This is a genomic window from Pontibacillus sp. ABV4_188, assembly GCF_056311905.1.
Genome location: NZ_CM149975.1, coordinates 1,808,279 through 1,823,498, shown reverse-complemented (window position 1 = coordinate 1,823,498; position 15,220 = coordinate 1,808,279). Strand labels below are relative to the sequence as shown.

The 15,220-nt window shown below is 38.7% G+C and carries 18 protein-coding genes; all 18 read right to left on the bottom strand.

Annotated elements, in window-relative coordinates; translation table 11 throughout:
- Positions 1-7: 7 nt before the first annotated feature.
- Positions 8-1,081 carry a protein-glutamate methylesterase/protein-glutamine glutaminase gene (locus ACYX4O_RS09265; RefSeq protein WP_476356574.1) on the bottom strand — a complete coding sequence of 358 codons (1,074 nt, stop codon included), beginning with the start codon at positions 1,079-1,081 and terminating at the stop codon, positions 8-10.
- Positions 1,082-1,088: 7 nt separating this feature from the next.
- Positions 1,089-1,946, bottom strand: coding sequence for a MinD/ParA family protein (locus tag ACYX4O_RS09260; protein ID WP_476356572.1), 858 nt, complete (start codon positions 1,944-1,946; stop codon positions 1,089-1,091).
- Positions 1,939-3,069: a flagellar biosynthesis protein FlhF gene (gene flhF, locus ACYX4O_RS09255; RefSeq protein ID WP_476356570.1), complete on the bottom strand. Its 1,131-nt coding sequence runs from the start codon at positions 3,067-3,069 to the stop codon at positions 1,939-1,941. The genes ACYX4O_RS09260 and flhF overlap by 8 nt, the downstream gene beginning before the upstream one ends.
- Positions 3,066-5,099: a flagellar biosynthesis protein FlhA gene (gene flhA / locus ACYX4O_RS09250; protein WP_476356568.1), complete on the bottom strand. Its 2,034-nt coding sequence runs from the start codon at positions 5,097-5,099 to the stop codon at positions 3,066-3,068. Before flhA ends, flhF begins: the two co-directional genes overlap by 4 nt.
- Positions 5,100-5,117: 18 nt before the next feature.
- On the bottom strand, positions 5,118-6,200 hold the full coding sequence (gene flhB / locus ACYX4O_RS09245; RefSeq protein ID WP_476356566.1) for a flagellar biosynthesis protein FlhB: 1,083 nt from the start codon (positions 6,198-6,200) through the stop codon (positions 5,118-5,120).
- Complete coding sequence (gene fliR / locus ACYX4O_RS09240) at positions 6,201-6,983, bottom strand: flagellar biosynthetic protein FliR (protein WP_476356565.1); 783 nt, start codon at positions 6,981-6,983, stop codon at positions 6,201-6,203.
- Between the two features lie 2 nt (positions 6,984-6,985).
- Complete coding sequence (fliQ, locus tag ACYX4O_RS09235; protein WP_036778720.1) at positions 6,986-7,255, bottom strand: flagellar biosynthesis protein FliQ; 270 nt, start codon at positions 7,253-7,255, stop codon at positions 6,986-6,988.
- A 21-nt stretch (positions 7,256-7,276) separates the two neighbouring features.
- On the bottom strand, positions 7,277-7,942 hold the full coding sequence (gene fliP, locus ACYX4O_RS09230; RefSeq protein ID WP_188649759.1) for a flagellar type III secretion system pore protein FliP: 666 nt from the start codon (positions 7,940-7,942) through the stop codon (positions 7,277-7,279).
- Positions 7,935-8,612: a flagellar biosynthetic protein FliO gene (locus ACYX4O_RS09225; protein ID WP_476356562.1), complete on the bottom strand. Its 678-nt coding sequence runs from the start codon at positions 8,610-8,612 to the stop codon at positions 7,935-7,937. The genes fliP and ACYX4O_RS09225 overlap by 8 nt, the downstream gene beginning before the upstream one ends.
- Before the next feature lie 12 nt (positions 8,613-8,624).
- Positions 8,625-8,987, bottom strand: a complete 363-nt coding sequence (locus tag ACYX4O_RS09220) for a response regulator (RefSeq protein ID WP_036778714.1) — start codon at positions 8,985-8,987, stop codon at positions 8,625-8,627.
- A gap of 21 nt (positions 8,988-9,008) precedes the next feature.
- Positions 9,009-10,229, bottom strand: a complete 1,221-nt coding sequence (gene fliY / locus ACYX4O_RS09215) for a flagellar motor switch phosphatase FliY (protein ID WP_476356559.1) — start codon at positions 10,227-10,229, stop codon at positions 9,009-9,011.
- Complete coding sequence (gene fliM / locus ACYX4O_RS09210) at positions 10,219-11,220, bottom strand: flagellar motor switch protein FliM (RefSeq protein WP_476356557.1); 1,002 nt, start codon at positions 11,218-11,220, stop codon at positions 10,219-10,221. The genes fliY and fliM overlap by 11 nt, the downstream gene beginning before the upstream one ends.
- Before the next feature lie 34 nt (positions 11,221-11,254).
- Positions 11,255-11,671 (bottom strand): flagellar basal body-associated protein FliL, encoded by a 417-nt coding sequence (gene fliL, locus ACYX4O_RS09205; protein WP_476356555.1) that lies wholly within the window; start codon positions 11,669-11,671, stop codon positions 11,255-11,257.
- Between the two features lies 1 nt (position 11,672).
- Positions 11,673-11,888: a flagellar FlbD family protein gene (locus ACYX4O_RS09200; RefSeq protein WP_476356553.1), complete on the bottom strand. Its 216-nt coding sequence runs from the start codon at positions 11,886-11,888 to the stop codon at positions 11,673-11,675.
- 63 nt (positions 11,889-11,951) lie between these two features.
- Positions 11,952-12,749, bottom strand: a complete 798-nt coding sequence (gene flgG, locus ACYX4O_RS09195) for a flagellar basal body rod protein FlgG (RefSeq protein WP_476356551.1) — start codon at positions 12,747-12,749, stop codon at positions 11,952-11,954.
- An 89-nt stretch (positions 12,750-12,838) separates the two neighbouring features.
- Entirely contained in the window at positions 12,839-13,216 is a 378-nt protein-coding gene (locus ACYX4O_RS09190; RefSeq protein WP_476356549.1) for a TIGR02530 family flagellar biosynthesis protein, read from the bottom strand.
- 39 nt (positions 13,217-13,255) lie between these two features.
- Positions 13,256-13,705: a flagellar hook assembly protein FlgD gene (gene flgD, locus ACYX4O_RS09185; protein WP_476356547.1), complete on the bottom strand. Its 450-nt coding sequence runs from the start codon at positions 13,703-13,705 to the stop codon at positions 13,256-13,258.
- A gap of 9 nt (positions 13,706-13,714) precedes the next feature.
- Positions 13,715-15,205: a flagellar hook-length control protein FliK gene (locus tag ACYX4O_RS09180; RefSeq protein ID WP_476356546.1), complete on the bottom strand. Its 1,491-nt coding sequence runs from the start codon at positions 15,203-15,205 to the stop codon at positions 13,715-13,717.
- Positions 15,206-15,220: the final 15 nt, after the last annotated feature.

Below are 15,220 nucleotides of genomic sequence, written 5' to 3'. Positions count from 1 at the left end.
TAAATCTTCACCTCTTGTTTACGCCTACCCTTTTCATAAGAGCTAGACTGATCTCATTTACATGTACCACTTCATCCACTAAACGGGTTAGAATGGCTGCTTTAGGCATTCCAAATACGATGGATGATTCTTCTGATTCTGCAATAACGGCTACAGAATTGTTTGATTGCTTCAATTGCTCCAACCCTACTACTCCATCTGATCCCATACCAGTCATTATTACGGCGGTCATGCTAATTGAGTTTATACGCGCAATTGAACCGAACAATACATCTACTGATGGTCTATGTCCTTTTGTTGCATCTGTCTGATCTAGGTGAATGATTAAATTAGTTTGATACTGAATTTTCATATGGTAATCACCTGGTGCTATGTATGCTACACCTTGTTGTAAAATCTCATGATGTTCCGCTTCTTTAACGGAAATATTACATAATCTGTCAAGTCTTTGAGCAAGAGACTTCGTAAAGCCCGGAGGCATATGTTGTACGATAACTATTGGAGCTGGATAGTCTTTTGGTAAGGCGGTTAACACTTGTTGAAGAGCTCTTGGACCGCCAGTTGAAGTACCAATAGCAATCAAATCCTGTTCCCCTTTTGAATAATCAAACCGATTTCTATTTATAAGCTTAGAAGAAGTAACTCTTTGGGAAAGCTGTGGTTTACTTACTTCATTCAGATTGGCCTTTGATGCAGCAATCACTTTCGCTACAATTTGCTCTCCTATTGAATCAATGTTTAAAGAAATCGCTCCAGAAGGCTTCTCTATAAAGTCGACTGCTCCATATTCCATGGCTTTTAGTGTATTTTCCCCACCAAGCGTCGTCATGCTTGATAACATCACAACGGGTAATGGGTGTGTCTTCATTACTTCTTTTAAACAGGTCAGTCCATCCATTTTAGGCATTTCTACATCGAGCGTTAGGATGTCAGGAGATAATTCTTTGACCTTTTTCAGACCTTCTTCTCCATTTCTTGCTGTTCCAACTACAGTTATTCGATGATCTGCTTCTAAAATATCCCGTATCATTTTTCTCATGAAGGCAGAGTCATCAACGACCAAAACTCGAATGGTGTCCATATAAGATCTACCTTTCTAATAAAGAGTGCTTTAGGCGGGACAAAAACGACCGCTTGGGAATTACTAATCCTCCATCCCCTAAATACTTCTGGGTGATTTCATTGATCGCTTTACTAACTTGAACTTTATTGTTGTATATCGTATAAGGGACTTGTGCTGTCACAGCTTTTACGACTGTTCGATCATCCGGAAGAATGCCAAGTGGATAAACAGTTCGATTTAAGAACTTCTCTGAAACTGTTTGTAAACGTTTGAGTGTATCTTCACCGGATTTATTCGAATACGAACGATTTACAATTACTCGAATGGGTAGTTCACTCGTTCTTTGGTGGATATGCTTCATCATGGCGTAAGCATCTGTTAATGATGTCGGTTCAGGTGTTGTTACAACGATACATTCGTTGCTCGCAAGAATAAAATGCACCCCTTCATTTGTAATACCTGCTCCCATGTCAAAAAGAATATAATCAAAACTTTGCATAAGTTTCTCTAATTGATCGAAAAAGTAATCCATACGCCCGTCATGAAAGGCAAATATCGTAGAAAGCCCTGATCCACCTGCAATATAGGAAAGAGATTTGGGTCCTTTTTCAATGATGTCGTAAACGGATAAATGGTGTTCAAACATATCTACAATTGATCTTTTTGGAGAAAGTCCTAACAGAATATCTATATTTCCCATACCAATATCAAGATCAAACAGGAGGACTCGTTTTCCCTTACCGGCTAGTGTCAGACCAAAGTTAAGAGCAAAATTTGATTTACCCACTCCCCCTTTCCCACTTGTAACAGCAATGGTTTTAGCTTCCTTAGAAGATTTAATAGATTCCAATCTCTCACGCAAGTTAGAGGCTTGGTCATTCATAGGACAGTCCTCCCACTACTTTTCTAACAATCGTCTGAGGGGAAGCTTCCCTTATGTCATCTGGAACGTTTTGTCCATCTGTCAGATAAGCAACACCAATATTATATTTCATCATTATATTAATCATTGCGCCATAATGAGACGTTTCATCGACTTTAGTAAAGATTAATCGTTTAATAGGAACGCTCTTAAACTGTTTATAAATCTCTTCTATGTCTTTAGCTTTACTTGTAATGGATAAAACTAAATAAGTTTCAAGCTCTTCCTCAAAGTCAACCGTTTCCTTTAATTCTTGAACATATTTCTCATCTTTAAAATTCCGCCCTGCTGTGTCAACTAAGACAATATCGTAGTCTGAAAATCTTTCTTTTGCTTTCTTGTAATCATCAAGGTTATAAGCAACTTCTATTGGAACATCTAATATTTTTGCATATGTTTTTAACTGGTCTATCGCCGCTATACGAAACGTATCCGTCGTAATGAAAGCCACTCGTTTATGATGACTTAACACCCCTTCAGCAGCGATCTTAGCAAGGGAAGTTGTCTTGCCTACACCTGTAGGTCCTACGAGATGGATGTACTTCTTAGTAAAGTCAACACCACCAAATGGTATGTCTTCTAATTCAGAGGAAAGACGCTCTTTCACCCACTCTTTAGCTGTTGCAATATCAATGTTCCCCTTTGCAATGTAATAATGTTCGACCAATGGATCTATAAGACGTGTGGCAAGCGTTTCAGATACTTCTTGATGAATAAGATGGTTATACAATTTTTGTAACACGCCTGGATACACCAGAGGACTGCTTGTGGACTGAGTTTTCATTAATTTCTTAAGCTCTTGTAACTCTTCGTACACATTTTGACTTTTATCATTTTGTTTCTCTTCTGATGAATGATCTGGTGTACGTTGCATCGTTTGGGCTTTATAGGTTTGCTCTACATCACGGGTAGGTTCTGGGTCTATAGCAGCTACAACCTCAATGGACTTTTTCTTAAACATTCCAAGAAATCCTCCCTTATTGATTTCTTTGGAATTTAAAATGACAGCCTCTGCACCTAATTCATTCCGAACCTGTTTCATTACTTCTGGCATCGTTGGTGCCCGATATTTTTTTACCTTCATGCTACATTCACCTCCCCTACGCTTTGCACTTCGACACTAGGCTCTAATTCGTTGTAAGAAAGGACAGCGACCTGAGGAAGAAACCTTTCTAATAATTGTTTTACATACATCCTAGTAGCAGGAGAACATAATACAATCGGAGTCTCTTCTTGTAAGGAAAGCTGCTCGACTTGACTTGCAACAGATTGAACGATTTGCTGTTGCGTCTCAGGATCTAACGCCAAGTAACTCCCATGCTCTGTTTGTTGAACATGTTCAGCTATAGTTTTTTCCACTTTTCCTGACACTGTAATAACTTTTAGTCCATTCGGGCCGGTAGAATATTGTTGTGTGATTTGAGTTGATAACGATTGTCTGGCATACTCAGCAAGGAGTTCAGTATCATTTGTCATCTTTCCAAAGTCTGCCAACGTTTCGAAAATAACAGGCAGATTTTTAATCGATACATTCTCTCTTAATAACTTCCCTAATACTTTTTGCACTTCTCCTACAGACAATGGCTCTGGTGTTACTTCGTCAACCAGAATAGGATAAGAATCTTTCAAATGATCAATAAGCTGTTTCGTCTCTTGTCTTCCTAATAACTGATGAGCATATTGCTTAATGACTTCTGTTATATGTGTAGAAACTACAGAGGGTGGGTCTACCACTGTGTACCCAAACATTTCAGCATCTTCTTTCGTTTCCTCTGCGATCCATTTAGCTGGCAAACCGAAAGCTGGTTCTTGCGTATCAATTCCCTCTACACTTTCGTCCTCTACTCCTGGACTCATGGCTAAATAATGATCCAGAAGAAGCTCTCCTTTAGCCACTTCATTCCCTTTAATTTTTAAACGATATTCATTAGGGTTTAGCTGAATGTTGTCCCTAATTCTAACAACAGGGATAACTAAACCGAGTTCAATGGCTAACTGTCGCCTAATCATTACAATTCTATCGAGTAAATCTCCTCCCTGGTTTGTATCTGCCAGTGGAATCAGAGCATAACCAAATTCAAATTCAATAGGATCAGTTGAAATCAAGCTCACGACATTCTCAGGTGACTTCATATCTGAGCTTTCTTGTTCAGTCTCCTCTTCTATATCAGGCTCTTGGTCTTGGGCTGCCTCTCTTGACAGCCACCAGCCTCCAAAGGCTAATATGCCTGATATAAAGGTTGTAATGAATATCGGTATCGGTGTAAGCCCGAGCATAAAGATTGTAACCGCCGCAATGTATAAGAGTTTTGGGTATCGTAACAGCTGCGTAGAAACGTCTGTTCCAAGATTTCCTTCTGAAGCCACACGTGTAACGACAATTCCTGTTGCAGTTGAAATAAGCAAAGCGGGAATTTGACTTACAAGTCCATCTCCCACAGTCAATCTCATATATGTATCAATAGCTTCAGAGAAACCATACCCTTTTTGAGTCATACCAATAATAAGTCCGAAGATGATATTAATTAATACAATGATGATACCAGCAATGGCATCACCCTTCACAAACTTACTCGCACCATCCATTGCTCCATAAAAGTCAGCTTCGTTTTCAATCTTTTCACGACGCATTTTAGCTTGTTGCTCGGAAATTAACCCCGCATTCAAGTCAGCATCAATGCTCATCTGCTTACCAGGCATCGCATCTAATGTGAATCGTGCGGCAACTTCTGACACACGTTCAGCTCCTTTAGTTATGACTAAGAATTGAATGATTACAAGGATGGAAAAGATTACAAAACCAACTAGTGCGCTGTTCCCTGTTACAAAAGTACCAAATGTTGCAACAACCCCTCCAGCCTCTGCATTCGCTAAGATCGAACGTGTAGTAGATACGTTCAACCCCAACCTAAACAAAGTGAGCAATAATAAGAGAGATGGAAAAATGGAAAACTGTAATGCTTCAGTCGTATTCATTGCCACTAAAATGACAATAAGAGCTAATGTAATATTTATAAGTATAAAAATACTTAAGAGTACAGGCGGCATTGGAATAACTAACATGACGATGATAAGTATAACGCCAACCAATACTGATAAATCTCTAATGGCCATGCATTTCTCTCCCTACGATTACGCTTTCTTCTGAAGTTTATATACGTAAGCTAATATTTCTGCAACCGCTTGGTAAAATTCTTCACCTATGGGTTGGTCAATTTCTGACTGATCATACAATGCTCTTGCTAACGGTCGATTTTCAACAGTAGTAACGTCATTTGCATGCGCAATCTCTTTTATCTTTAAAGCGACATAATCGACACCCTTAGCAACAACATAAGGGGCTTGAGCTTTCTCCTCATCATATTTAATCGCAATGGCAAAGTGAGTTGGGTTTGTAATGACTACATCCGCCTCTGGCACTTCACTCATCATTCGTTGCTGTGACATCTGACGCTGACGTTCTTTTATCTTTGACTTAATTTGAGGATCCCCTTCAATGTTTTTATGCTCATCTTTCAAGTCTTGCTTTGACATACGGATATTCTTTTCATAGTCATAGCGCTGGTAAATATAATCAATACTAGATAACAGTAAAAGCAGAAGGGAAGCAGCAAGTCCCATAATGACGGTAGTTTGACCAAAGAAGCTGACGGCGCTTTCCACACTTTTCTGCGACATTTCTAAAAGATCGCCCCGTCTTATCCATAAAACGGTGAACGTGATAGTTCCGATAAAACCAATTTTAAGTAAAGACTTAAGCAGTTCTACTAAGGCACGAGCTGCAAAGATCTTTTTAGCTCCTTGAATAGGGTTTAACTTTTTCAAATCCATTTTTAATGGTTCTCCCGTAAACAGAAAACCAATTTGCAAGAAGTTTGCAGCTAGCCCCGCCACAATAGCTGCCCCCATTAAAGGCGCTACTGTAAAAGCCATCTCCATCGTAACCTGAAGTAACATTTGGTGAACCGTTTGCTCTGTTACTTCCCAAGTGATGTACTCTTGGAAGGTATGTCTGTAAAGGCTAGTGAACCTATCTCTTAAAAAACCACCTATCACAAACATCATTAAAAAAACAGAAAAAAGAAGTAGAGCCGTATTCACATCTTGACTTTTGGCTACTTGGCCTTTTTTACGAGAGTCTTCACGTTTTTTCGGTGTTGCTTTCTCTGTTTTCTCACCCGAAAAATACTGCAGATCTAATTGTAACTTCTGCATTTAAGACCCTCCCATCAGTGCCATTAAATCCCTCATTGAGACAAGCATTAAATCAAATAAATTCTGTACTAAGATTGAAAACATACCAAATGAAATAATAATAACTACAAAACTTACAAATATTTTTAAAGGTAACCCGACTACGAAAACGTTCAATTGCGGAACTGTACGAGCAATAATCCCTAAAGCTACGTCAACCAGAAATAGACAGCCAACAACAGGCATCGCCATTTGAAAAGCTACTATGAACATTTTATTAAAAGTGAGTAGAACAAACTCAGCAATAGAACCTTCACCAAAAGGTATCGATAACTGTTCCATAGGAATCACCTCATAGCTGTAAAAAACGCCATCAATTAATAAGTGATGACCATTTACAGCTAACAAAAACAACAGTGTAAACGTATAAAGGTACTGTCCAATCAAAGGACTTTGAACCCCGGTTTGAGGGTCGATTACATTTGCGATTGCAAACCCCATTTGAAAGTCAATGAATCCTCCCGCTATTTGGATAGCTGATAAGATCACGTAAGCCATGAAACCTACTAATAATCCAACCATTGCCTCTTTTAAGATTAGGAGAATAAACGTTTCATCTAATAAAATAATTGGTACATCAATTGTGAAATACATTAATAAAGCCAAAAACACACTAAATCCTATTTTATGCTGAGTGGGCATATTCCGATACGAAAACAGAGGAAGGGTAACAAAAAATGCTGTGACTCGCATGAAAATTAATAAAAGTCCAGGCACTTTTGCTAGGTCAATTAAATTAACCATTCCTATCCTACAAACTGATTCAAGTTCTCAAAAATAGTAGCTGTAAATTCTACCATTCTTGTTAACATCCATGGACCAAAAAAGACTAGTCCACCCATAACAGCTACAATCTTCGGAATAAAGGCAAGTGTCTGTTCTTGAATTTGTGTTGTGGCTTGGAATATAGAAACAAGTAAGCCCACTGATAACGCCAATATGAGCAATGGCCCTGTAATGGTAAGCACGGTTACTACACCTTTTTCAGCAAGTGAAATAACAAACTGACTGTTCATCTATTGATCTCCCTCCCTATATTAAAACCCTTCTAAAAGTGACTGCATAATGAGATACCAACCATCCACAAGAACAAAAAGCAAGATTTTAAATGGAAGCGAAATCATTACAGGAGGTAACATCATCATTCCCATTGACATCAGGATACTTGCAACAGCCATATCAATCACTAGGAAGGGAACAAAAATCATAAACCCCATCTGAAAAGCTGTTTTCAACTCACTAATTGCAAAGGCTGGGACCATAGTCGTTAAAGGGATATCCTGAACGCTTTCTGGCTTTTCCATTTGAGCATAGTTCATAAATAAAGCAAGGTCTTTCTCCCTCGTATGTTTTGCCATAAACTCTTTCATGGGATCACTAGCATTCTGATAAGCTTCTTCTAAAGAAATATCTTCATTAAACAAAGGAGTGAGCGCTTCTTCATTCACTTCTTGTAATGTAGGCGCCATCACAAAGAATGATAAAAACAAAGCTAACCCTACTAATACTTGGTTTGGTGGCATTTGTTGTGTTGCCAGCGATGTGCGAACAAATGATAGAACAATAATAATTCTAGTAAAACTAGTCATAAGAACTAAAATTCCAGGAGCTATAGAGAGAACCGTAAGCACCAATAGAAGCTTCACAGATGTGGCTACGTTTGTGGGATCTGAGTCTGCAAATAGATTTATAAATTCATTCATTTGAATCCTCTTTCTTTTTCTTTTCCGCTTCTATAAGTTGTTGTCTCCGTTCCTTTAAAGATGAAAGTTCAGATTGAAATAGTTTCTGAAACGATTGATTTTGAAAGCTTTCATTATGATTTGTCTGTTTTTTCTTTTGTGATAACAATTGCTTTACCATTGAAGGTGAGAAACTTTCAGATGCAGCTTCATTCTTTTTCGTTAATTCTTCTATCGTGCGCTCATCCGTAATCTCCGTTACAAGATCCACATTCTCTCCTACACCGATTGCATAGAATTGTTGCCCAATACGAACAATTTGCAAGGATTTTTGTTGACCTAAAGGCACTCCTCCCATATTTTCCATCGCTTTCGAAGTGTGAATGCTTTTATTTCGTTTGTTCATAAACTTTAATAACACATAGATTAAAAAGATAATAAAGGCAAGAGCAAGAATGATTTTAATTAAATCTAAAAAAATCGAACTCTCAGAGGAAGCAGGCGAAGAAGAGGTGTTTTGTTGTTCCTCTTCTTCCTTTTCTTTAGATGAATCGTAATCCCCACATCCTTCAAGGGCTGGATTTTCTATGCATGTTTCTACACTTGGTTGTGCAGATAAAGTCATTGATGCTGGCCACAATGCCGTAATGATGACGAGGGTACTCACCCAAATAAATAACTGCTTAGTCATACTTCCTCCTTGTTATGCTAATGCTTTATTAATTGCTTCAAGTACTCGGTCTGCTTGGAATGGTTTTACAATGAAGTCTTTCGCCCCGGCTTGAATTGCATCGATAACCATTGCCTGCTGTCCCATTGCAGAACACATAATGATCTTAGCATCAGCATTCATCCCTTTAATCTCTTTAAGAGCAGAGATCCCATCCATTTCAGGCATTGTGATGTCCATCGTGATGAGATCTGGTTGCAGTTCTTTATATTTGTCGACCGCTTCACTTCCGTCTTGGGCTTCTCCTACTACCTCAAATCCATTTTTCGTCAAAATATCTTTAATCATCATTCTCATAAATGCTGCATCGTCTACTATTAAAATTTTACTGGCCATAAAGATCCTCCTAATAATTACTTACTGTAATTTTTTTAATCGCTCTTGTTGACTTAATATTTCAGTCACCCGAACACCAAAGTTTTCATCAATAACGACCACTTCTCCTTGTGCAATTGGCTTATCGTTAACAAGAATATCTACTGGTTCGCCTGCTAATTTATCAAGCTCTAATATGGAACCCGATGATAGTTCAAGAATGTCTTTAATAGTCCGCTTGGTTCGTCCTAGTTCAACCGTGACTTTTAGCGGTATATCCATAAGCATATCGAGATTTCGCTTTTCTTGTTGGTGAAGAGTGGTTGGTTCAAACTGACTAAAGACGGCTTGCTGAACTTGGCTTGAATCTTCTTGGCTCATCCCGCCCATATATTGCGTTTCTCTTGGGGCAGGGGCTTCTTGCGACTGAGTGGTGGATGGTTCAGAAGATTCACGGTGTGTCGCATCTTGTTGAGTCTGCTGATAGGCAGGCGGTGGAGAAGTATTCCCTTGTTCTACCTCACCTGCAGGTTTTTGTTCCTGATGTGCGTCAACCTGCTGCAAGATGTCTCCCTCTTCGGAAGGGGGATTTAACAATTGATCTACCAATTCCCTAGCAAAGTCAACCGGCAACACTTGCATAATTCTAGAATCTATTAAGTTCCCAACTTTAAGCTGAAAACTTACATTAACTAAATCTTCATCTGGTATTTGCTCTGTCCCTTCTCCTTCTTTTACATGAAGGAGGTCAATACTTGGAGGAGAAATATCTACTCGTTTATTAAATACCGTAGACATGCTCGTTGCAGCTGATCCCATCATTTGATTCATTGCTTCTTGTACGGCACTAAGATGAATCTCATTCATTTCATCAGTTGGTGATGTTCCATCCCCGCCAAGCATTAAGTCTGCGATAATCGCTGCATCACTTTGCTGAATAACCAGTAAGTTCATGCCTGAAAACCCTTCTGTATATTCGACCTGAATCGCGACATTCGGTTCAGGAAATTCATCAGCCAAATTCGATCGTTTAATGATGGAGATTGTCGGTGTCGTTATGTCCACCTTTTGCATTAGAAGACTTGATAAAGCAGTAGCTGAGCTACCAAATGAAATATTACCGATCTCACCCAATGCATCTTGCTCTAATGTACTTAAATAATCCTCGGTCGAGGGTTGCGTGTTATTCATATCACTTGTATCAGCAGTCCCATTTAATAAAGCATCTATTTCATCTTGGGACAGCATATCATCACTCATCATCATCGTCCCCCCCTTGGTATTCTTCTAATATTTGCACAGCTACTTTCTTTTTAATTTGTCCAGGCTGTGCTAAGAATTTTGTTTCTTCATCTACTTGTACTCTTAATGGATCATCAATTAGTTGATCCAATTGAATCACATCGTCTTTTGCTAGATGATAAAGTTCGTCTACTGTAATTTCAGACTCACCTAGTAGAGCTTTGACATCTACCTCAGCCTTCTCGATCGTTTTAGAAAGTGAGTGATACTCTTCAGGACTTGTCTCTTGAGGTGTCTGTGTTTGCATCCAGTAGTGAACAGATAATTTCGGTATGATGGGCTCTAATACTACATGCGGAATACAAATATTTATCATTCCAGAGGATTCACCAATTTCTGTGTTCAAGGATATTACGACTACTGTTTCATTTGGTGAAACCATTTGAAGGAATTGAGGATTAACCTCAAATTCCTCTAGTTCAGGGTTAATATCTACTACAGAGCTCCAAGCCTCTTGAAGATTATCAATTGCTTTCTCAAAAAGTTGGGACATTATATTGGTTTCTATTTCCGTTAAACTCTCAACCTTGTTTACGCTGACACCTTTTCCCCCTAAAACACGGTCAAGCATGGCGTATGCAATATTCGGATTCGCCTCAAGTAAGATCCTTCCATCCAATGGTTCTACGGAAAATACATTCAATATCGTCATTTTGGGGATAGATCTAATAAATTCCTCATAAGGGATTTGATCAACCGAAGCAACAGATATATGAATATAGGTTCTTAACTGAGCTGAAAAGTAGGTCGTTAATAGTCTCGCGAAATTCTCATGAATTCTACCTAAGCTTCTGATTTGGTCTTTAGAGAATCTTAGTGCTCTTTTAAAATCATACACGCGGACTTTTCTTTCTTTTTCTTCCTTTTTTAAATCATCTGCATCCATTTCTCCAGTTGAAATCGCGGATAGCAATGCATCAATCTCATTTTGAGAGAGAACTTCTTCTGCCAAAACGTCACCTCCAATCAGGTGCTCTTCATTTTTATTATTGCAATACTTTCTTAGTGGTGTAGACTTCCGTCACAACACCCTCTGTCATAAGTTCATTTAAGCGGGTTTTAAGTGTTCCTTCTAAATTATCGACCCCTGTTTTAAATTCTTCTTCATTCATAGGAGATAATTGCTTAATTAAGATATTTTTTAATTGGAAGTCCCGTTTTTCTAACTCTTCTTTAGCGTCTTTACTATCTGTTACGATTCTAAATTGAATGCGAACGAATCGATCGTTTTGTAAATCAGTCGTAAGTTCTTCTGTTTCAATCGAATATTCTCTTAACTCATCAATTGTTGGTTCGTCAGTTGCTTGAGTACTTGAGTTCAAGACTAAAATAAGTGCAACGACTCCTCCTACAGTGATTACCACAAGACTGATTACCATTGCTTTTAGAATTTTCGGGTTCAAGTTATGATCCCTCCTTTTGATTTGCAGTAATCGTAGCTAGCCCAACATGTCTGTAGAATTGTTTGGTTAACGCAATGACTTCGTCTTCTTCCTCACGAACAAGAAGCTTCCGACCATTTGTTAACGTAATTGTTGTATCTGGATGAGCTTGGATTTGTTCTATATAAATGGCATTCAACGTAAATGAATCACCATTTAACCTGGTTAATGAAATCATTATGTATGAGAGAGACGTATATAACGCCCCTCTACCTCCCTTTTTAGTCAGGATCAAATCTATTTATCGTTTCAGATTCACTAGTTCTTGCAGAATCTCATCAGACGTTGTGATGATACGTGTGTTTGCCTGAAAGCCACGCTGAGCTGTAATCATTTCTGTAAACTCCTCTGCCAAGTCAACATTGGACATCTCAAGAGAGCCAGATACTAATGAACCCGTACCATTTGCCCCAGGTTGAGAGAGATTTGCTGCAGCTCCAGAGTTTGTAGTGTCCCTGTAGGTGTTGCTCCCAACTTTTTCAAGTCCACCTGGGTTTGAAAACTTCATTAATCCAACAGGCCCAGCTGTTTGGGGAGTAGCATTGCCAGGAATGATATAACTTACCGTTCCATTTGACTGTATACTGAAACTCTCAGCATTTGGAGGGATATTGATCGTTGCACCTTGATCATCAGATAAATACATTCCTTCATTGTTGACAATATCCCCGTTATTATCTAAGTAAAAGTTACCAGCCCTCGTATAATAGCTTTCATCCCCATCTCTAACTTCAAACATCCCATCCCCTTCTATCGAAAGATCAAGAGGTCGATTCGTAGTTTGTCGATTCCCTTGGGTGTAAATATTATCGATTGAACCTAGTTGCGATCCGAGCCCAACTTGAGATGGGTTTTTACCACCCAATCCGCCTGCTGGTGCTTCTGCAGGAGAAACACTTTGACTCATCATATCTTGAAACGTCACTCTTCCCTTTTTATAACCCGACGTGTTCACATTTGCGATATTATTCCCAATCGTATCTAACTTCGTTTGCATACCTTTCATACCTGAAATACCAGCGTACATTGAACGTAACATGTAACATTCATCCCTTTCGGTTTTTAGTAGAACCATTCAACTCACTGCATCATTCAGTCCGCAGCGATAGGCCTCCCGCAGGTCCAGCCTTAGTCTTCCATAACGATTGTTCCATTTATATTTGTGAATATTTGTGACTCGGCTTCTTGTTTATTCATTGCTGTAATTACAGTATTGTTTTTTGTACTCACAACAAGCGCCTTATCTTTCATAAGAACAAGTGAATCAGTTACCCCTTTTTGCTTCGCTTCCCGCATACGTTCCTCCATCTTCACCCATTCTGTTTCAGATATGTAAAGATTTCTTTCTTTCATTCGTAGTTGTGCGTGTTTACTTATCTTAATTTCGGATAATTCTTGTTGTAACACACTATTAAAAGAAGCAGTCCCATTTATAGCAGGTGTTCTCTTCGTGCTTGAAATGGGTAGCGGAGGATGAGATTGTATGGAGTGGATTCTTGGATCCATGTTACCTCCTTCTTTCCTATTAATGTAAAATGTCTCCATTTAATCTGTTTGGTCAGAAACTCTCATAATCTGTTCAGGAGATACCTTTTCACCATTTTTTAGTTCTAGCTCTACTGAATTCTGTTTTTTCGTAACTGCTAAAACCTCACTCGTCTCAGCGCCCGTTACCGTACCGTTTTCATTGATAACTTCATAGGAAACTTGATTTCCGATCATTGAACTATACTTCACAACTGGTGCAAAATTTTGTGCTTGTGTTAACTTTTCAATGGCTGTAGACATATTTGTCATTTGTTCAAGAGTTGAGAAGCTAGTCATTTGAGAGATAAACTCTTTGTCTTTCATAGGACTAGTTGGGTCTTGGTTTTGAAGCTGTGTCATCAATATCTTTAAAAAATCATCTTTTCCTAACACGCTATTACTACCAGCATCGACTGATCTCGTTTGCTGCTGTGACTTCAAATAAAGAGAAGGATCAATAGTTGTCATCGTTATCACCTACACCTTTTCGTTCATTAATACATCATGAAAACTTAGCGATTCATCATCTTCTTCACTCGCAGTATTAGAAGACTGCTCTTGTTGTCTATCCTTATCCTGCTGTTGTTCTCCTTCTTTCTCAAAGGTAAACGACTGGTCTAGTTGTGCAGAGAGATCTTGCTTCTCTATTTGAACCTGACTTGGTGTGAACATATGACGAAGCTGATTTAGATTTCCTTCTAACATTTCTTTTGCAGCTTGGGTGCTAACCATGATTTTCACCATCATCTCACCATTTTGTTGCGTCATCTTGACCATCATGTCGCCTAGAGATCCTGGGTTCAATTTAATAGACAGTTGCGACCCTGCTTTGTTCATATTGAAACGGCTTCGATTCATCACCTTTTGGAACTCTTCTATTAATTGTTTAGGCATACTTTGATCGCTTTGGTTAGTCGAATTCAACTTTATAACCATTTGTTCTTGCTTTGTCATCATTCCATCAGCAGTTGGAGAAAATGAAATCGTTTTTAAGGAAGATTCTTTCTTCGATTCAGAAAAGTCCCCAAGCCTTGCCCATGAGTTCTCCACCCACTTACCAAACTCTGCCGATGTTACTTTGGCATTGTGACTGTATTTGTTAGTTATGGAGAGGTTTGAGCGTCTCTTTAAATTCATAAATGCTTGTTCGAAGCTTGCGAAAGCCTTTGGTGACGTTGTATCTTGCTTTACTTGTTGCAATAGTTGTTTTACTTCTGTTGAAGCTGGATGATTTTTCTCAATTTTTATTAGTTGTTCGGCTATAGAGTATAATTCTTTCATTTGTTTGGACATTTGAAGCGACGTTTGCTCTTTGTTACCTGTTAAAGTAGCTGATAAACCTTGTAGCAATCCCTTAAGGTCAGTGGCTAACTTTTCAACGTTTTCACTTATGAGAGATTTTGATTCTACAGTTTCTGACACGTTGAATGAATGGGTTATGAAATGTGGCATACTTAACGACATGGCTGATAGCTTTGAAACATCTTTCTTCGTATTTAATTCTAGATTAGTTTCTAAATCTGAAAGCCGTCCATCAAGCGCTTCTAATTTTTCAATCAAGTTGTTGTCTAAAGATAGATCACGATCCTTCAAAGCTTCTAAAGCTTTTTCAAGGGATTGGACGAGACTCGCTATACCTGTTTCCTCAGAGAGCGTGCTCCTATTCGGAAGAACACTGCCTTGGTTAAGCGCCATGTCTCCTTCAGGAAGAGATTGAACAAATGCTTTGAGCTGGTCGATGAATGTTTTCAATTCTTTTTCCATTTGAGAAGAGTTCATATCTTTGTTCAAAAGAAGTTTACGTTGCTTGGTTAAAGATTGTCCTTGATTGTTTGAAGACACCTCTCCAAGTAGAGAGTGCAACTTGTTTGAAAACCCTTGTTCTGTATTAGCATTAGATGTTAGGGATTTATTGATCCCATTAAGGTTGACCCCTATTTGCTTAAGTAGAGTAACGCTTCCATTCATGACTTCACCTCCTTT